Source organism: Comamonas denitrificans (genome assembly GCF_017368815.1).
In the GTDB taxonomy this organism is placed as follows: Bacteria; Pseudomonadota; Gammaproteobacteria; order Burkholderiales; family Burkholderiaceae_C; genus Comamonas; species Comamonas denitrificans.
Genome location: NZ_JAFNME010000062.1, coordinates 1 through 4,960, shown reverse-complemented (window position 1 = coordinate 4,960; position 4,960 = coordinate 1). Strand labels below are relative to the sequence as shown.

2 protein-coding genes and 1 pseudogene are annotated in these 4,960 nt (G+C 57.0%); 1 reads left to right on the top strand and 2 read right to left on the bottom strand.

All coding sequences use genetic code 11. From position 1 onward, the window contains the following. Positions 1-126: 126 nt before the first annotated feature. A pseudogene (locus J1777_RS14115) lies at positions 127-1,191 on the top strand (Tn3 family transposase); the annotation flags it as partial. A 131-nt stretch (positions 1,192-1,322) separates the two neighbouring features. Here J1777_RS14115 and J1777_RS14110 read toward each other — a convergent pair. Both J1777_RS14110 and J1777_RS14105 read right to left on the bottom strand, forming a co-directional pair. Then, positions 1,323-2,297, bottom strand: a complete 975-nt coding sequence (locus J1777_RS14110; protein ID WP_207576303.1) for a glycyl-radical enzyme activating protein — start codon at positions 2,295-2,297, stop codon at positions 1,323-1,325. Beyond that, positions 2,287-4,695 carry a pyruvate formate lyase family protein gene (locus J1777_RS14105; protein WP_207576301.1) on the bottom strand — a complete coding sequence of 803 codons (2,409 nt, stop codon included), beginning with the start codon at positions 4,693-4,695 and terminating at the stop codon, positions 2,287-2,289. Before J1777_RS14105 ends, J1777_RS14110 begins: the two co-directional genes overlap by 11 nt. Positions 4,696-4,960 lie beyond the last annotated feature (265 nt).

The following is a 4,960-nucleotide window of genomic DNA, read 5'->3' as shown; positions in this document are numbered from 1 at the left end:
CTCTCCTGAACGCCAAACCCTGGTGGTGAACCTGACACCTGGGCGGGAAAATCGAGTGTCTCAGCCGGCTTGATGGCGCTTCCGCGGTGCGATACTTGGCCTCATGCGGTTAAAACGCCTATCCGTTACGCCAAGCTGTCCTGGCTACAAGCCTGGCATATCCGCGATGAAACCTATTCGGCGGCCTTGGCCGAGCTGGTCAATCACCAGTACCGCCATGCCTTCGCTGCCCATTGGGGCGACGGCACCACCTCATCCTCCGATGGCCAGCGCTTCCGCGCTGGCGGCCGGGGTGAGAGCACCGGGCACGTCAGCCCGAAGTACGGCAGCGAGCCAGGACGGCTGTTCTACACCCACATCTCCGACCAATACGCGCCGTTCAGCACACGCGTGGTGAATGTCGGCGTCCGAGATTCCACCTATGTGCTCGACGGCCTGCTGTATCACGAGTCCGACCTGCGGATCGAGGAGCACTACACCGACACGGCCGGTTTCACCGATCACGTCTTCGCCCTGATGCACCTGCTGGGCTTCCGCTTCGCGCCACGCATCCGCGACCTCGGCGAAACCAAACTGTACGTGCCGCAGGGCGTGCAGGCCTACCCGACGCTGCGCCCGCTGATCGGTGGCACCCTGAACATCAAGCACGTGCGCGCTCATTGGGACGACATCCTGCGCCTGGCCAGCTCGATCAAGCAGGGCACCGTTACCGCCTCGCTGATGCTGCGCAAGCTCGGCAGCTATCCGCGTCAGAACGGCCTGGCTGTCGCCCTGCGCGAACTGGGCCGGATCGAACGCACGCTGTTCATCCTGGACTGGCTGCAAAGTGTTGAACTGCGCCGCCGCGTGCATGCCGGCCTGAACAAAGGTGAGGCGCGCAACTCGCTGGCCAGGGCGGTGTTCTTCAACCGCCTTGGGGAAATCAGGGATCGGAGCTTCGAGCAGCAGCGCTACCGGGCCAGCGGCCTCAACCTGGTGACGGCGGCTATCGTGCTGTGGAACACGGTGTACCTGGAGCGCGCCACCCAGGGGTTGGTCGAGGCCGGCAAGCCGGTGGACGGCGAGCTGCTGCAATTCCTGTCGCCGCTGGGCTGGGAGCACATCAACCTAACCGGCGATTACGTCTGGCGGCAGAGCCGCAGACTGGAAGACGGGAAGTTTCGGCCCCTACGGATGCCCGAAAAACCTTAGCGTACGATTTTTTCCGAATTCTGCGGGCTCCCCTGCATACGTCATTTTATTTTCCTCATGTGATGGACAGATTGATTATGGGTTATAGGTAAAGCGAAATCAGGAAGGCGCCGGCTGTCTGAGCTGATACATCACCTGTGACAATGGACGTGAATACCTCTGGACTCAAAAATCTCCGTACAGCGGTCAAGCTCCGCGTCCGGCATGAACTTGCCTGTCCCTTCACCGAAGTCCAGACGCTGGACACTGCCGAAGCGTGGCAGCTTGTCGAGCCAAATCGGGTTGTACGGCAAGATCTGCATGTTCTTTACGCCGTTCTCGAGCATAAAGTCAGCAATGGCACTGAGGTTTTCATCCGTGTCGGTGATAAAGGGCACCAACGGGACCCGCGGCAGAACCTCGATCACCGAATCCCGTGCCAGGGCCTGGACCTTCCTGAAGTTCTCATGAATAGAATGGTTGGGAACGCCGCAGTACTGCTTGTGCGCATCGCTGTCCATCAACTTGAGATCAAAGTAGATGGTGTCGGTGTAGGGCAATACCAGATTTTCAAATACCTTGTAATTGAATAGGCCCGCTGTCTGGATCAGCGTGTGAACATTCCGCTGCTTCAGCCGCGAGAACAGTTCGCCGACCGAATCCATCTGCATCAGCGCCTCGCCGCCGGAGACAGTAACCCCGCCGCCGGAGGCCTCGAAGAAGGCCTCGTCTTCAAGCACCTTCTCCACCAGATGATCCATGTCGATGTCATTGCCACAGCGCTCCAGAGCACCGGATGGGCAGACATCAACGCACTTGAAGCACTGGGTGCATTTGTCGCGGATGATTTTGTCGGGCGAACTCAGGTCGATCGCCTGCTCGGGGCAGGCGTCAGCACAGTCGTGACAGCTGATGCACTTCTTTGCATCATAGGAGAGTTCGTAACCGGTGTTGATGCTTTCCGGATTCTGGCACCAGGTACAAGACAGCGGGCAGCCCTTGAAGAACACCACACTGCGAATGCCCGGCCCGTCGTCCAGGGAGTTTCTCTTGATGTCGAAGTACAGCGATGCCTTCCTTGGCTCGGTAACTGCTATCGCATCAATCAGGCTTGCATCAGGCCCCATGACTGCTCCGGGATATCACCTCATCCTGCATTTCAGGTGATAGATCGTTGAAGTACGCCGAGTAGCCCGATACCCGGATCAGCAGGTTAGGGTGCAGCTCCGGGTTGTCCCGCGCCTCAATCAGAATCTTCGGATCCAGCATATTGGCCTGCACCTGCATACCGTGCCGCTTGAAGTACACCTTATACAAGCTGGCTAGCGCATCTCGTCCCTCTTCACAGTCGTAACTGGAGGCATCCAGCTTGATATTGAAGTTGATGCCGTTGGCAAACTTCTTGTAATCGATCCGGTTCATGGAGTTCAACAACGCAGTGGTACCTCGCTTGTCCGCTCCGTTTTCAGGCGCAAAACCCGAGGCGAAGGTCTCACCAGCCCGGCGACCGTTGGGTGTAGCGCTAGTCAAACTGCCAAAATGCGTATGGGAAGTATTGGAGTACACGCCCGCCAGGTACTGGCCGCCACGGGTATTCTTGCCCAGCGCGTGAATGGAATCGGAGTAGTGATCACCGACCCACTTCATCCAGGCATCCGCCTTGGGAATGTCGTTGCCAAATTTATCGATGCCTTCCAGCCTGGTCCGCACAACCTCATCCGAGAGGTTGTCTTTCAGGTGAGCGACCAGCTCCTCAAGGGTGAGCCACTTGTCCTCGAACACAGCACTCTCAATGGCCCCCAGGGAATCGGCGACTGTCGCCATACCACAGCCCTGGATACCGGAGAAATTGTATATCGCGCCTCCACTGGTCGAACAAACACCCTGCTCCACACAGCCCTCGACCATGCTGCTAGTCAGTGGGGTGGGATGATGCTCGGCGTGGAAACGTTCGATCGCTTCCAGGTCACGGCGTAGCTTGCCCAGCTGATGCTTCACCTGGGTATCGTAGGCGGCAACAAAGTCGTCCATCGAGCGCATTTCACTAACCGGAGGAGTCTTCGCTCCTATTTGCTTCGAGCTGTGGAACTGTTTGCCTTCGTTAAGGGCCATTTCCACCGCCAGAGGCATGTTGTACATCCCGGCGTCGGTAGAAGCCAGTGACTTGCCCGGCGCCGTGGGCTCAACACAGCCAATGGCCACATAGTTTCGAGCGTCCTCCAGTGAATATCCCACGTTCATCATAGACTCGATGATGGTCTCGTCATTGTACATCGCGGGAGCGGACCCAGCACCAAAGTGGATGCGAATCACCTCGTCGTAGAATGCCTTGGGTGTGTTCTCGTGAATACGCACATGGAAGTTGGGCTGACGCATGCGCAACTCATCGGCGAGCTCTAGCAGAACGTAGCTCAGCTCATTGGTCGCATCGTTGCCCTCGGAGTCCTGGCCACCGATGGTAACTACCTCCCAGCTGGTCAGCCCACCGAGCGTGCTGGTAGCGACGTCTGAATGCATAGGGATGGTTTCGCACAACTTGACACAGAACGCCCCCAGGATTTCCTTGGCCTGCGCACGATCGATACGCGCTTCTGCAAGGTCCTTTTCATAATAGGGTCTCAGGAACTGGTCAATACGGCCCGGGCAGGTCGTTTCGCCAAACGTTTCCTGAAAGATGGCAATATGGGCAAGTGTCATGGACTGCACTGCCTCGTGGAAGTTCGTTGCTCCCTGCCGTGGTACACGAGAGCACACCGCTGCAATGTCCAGAAGCTCTTGCTTTCGTACCGGATCGCTCTCCTGCACCGCCATTGCCTTGGCCTCTGCCGCATAGCGGTCGCCGAATTCCGCCAGTCCACTCATGGCGATCTTGACTGACCGGTAGAAATCCAGCTTTTCAGGATCGCTGGTTTGAGCTTCCATGGATGCCACTTCATCGATAATACCTTGCGCACCAACCTTGATCAGCTTTTCGTAGTCGGGAGCGAGGTGAGCAATGCCACCAGCTTCATAGACCTGGTATTGGAGCGCTTCACCCTGCTCTGCAGCGAAGCGGAAGCGATCTTTCATGTTGTCAAATGCGCGGTAAGCTGCGTTCTTATTGAGCCAATAAGGTACCTTGGAGGCCAGTTTGAACCGATCCCAGAGGCTGATCTCGAGCGGATTAACTCTGCGCTTGGGTAAACCGAACGCCTCGACCATTACCTGAATACCGGCGAGCTCGGGGTAGCAGAACCCTGCCACGCGCTTGGAGGTGAAATTTCCGACAATCAGTTCACGGGGGTAAATTTTGACACTTTTGTGATTCAGTACATGGCGGGTGGCCTCTGCGATACGAACAGCAGGGGTCTTGCCCCTATTGCGCTTGTCCTTGTCGTACTCCGTCCAGAGCAAGGCGCGCTCAATACAGGCGCCATTGGTTTCGCTCTGGACTGCCTTTTTTAGGGCTTCAACTCGTTCACTCGGCGGCTGGGCACAGCGGTCAGAGTTCGCGGCAATAAGATCTTTATTGATAGGGGCATTCATTCTGATGTCCTCACACATTGTTTCATTGTCCAGGCCTTAGCCATGCTGCAGGCTGTTATGTGGCCCAAATGTATATCGCCTCATAAATAGTGTCAAGGCAGAATGGCTTAAAGTTAATGCCTATTTTGTGATGGATAGAGGCTCTGTTGCACAAACCCTGCCCCCCGAACTGTTAGCCTCGGGACATGAGTGAATCCAAGAGCGCCAAGCCCCGCTACAAGACCACCAACTGGGCAGCGTACAACGCAGCGCTCAAAGCCCGGGG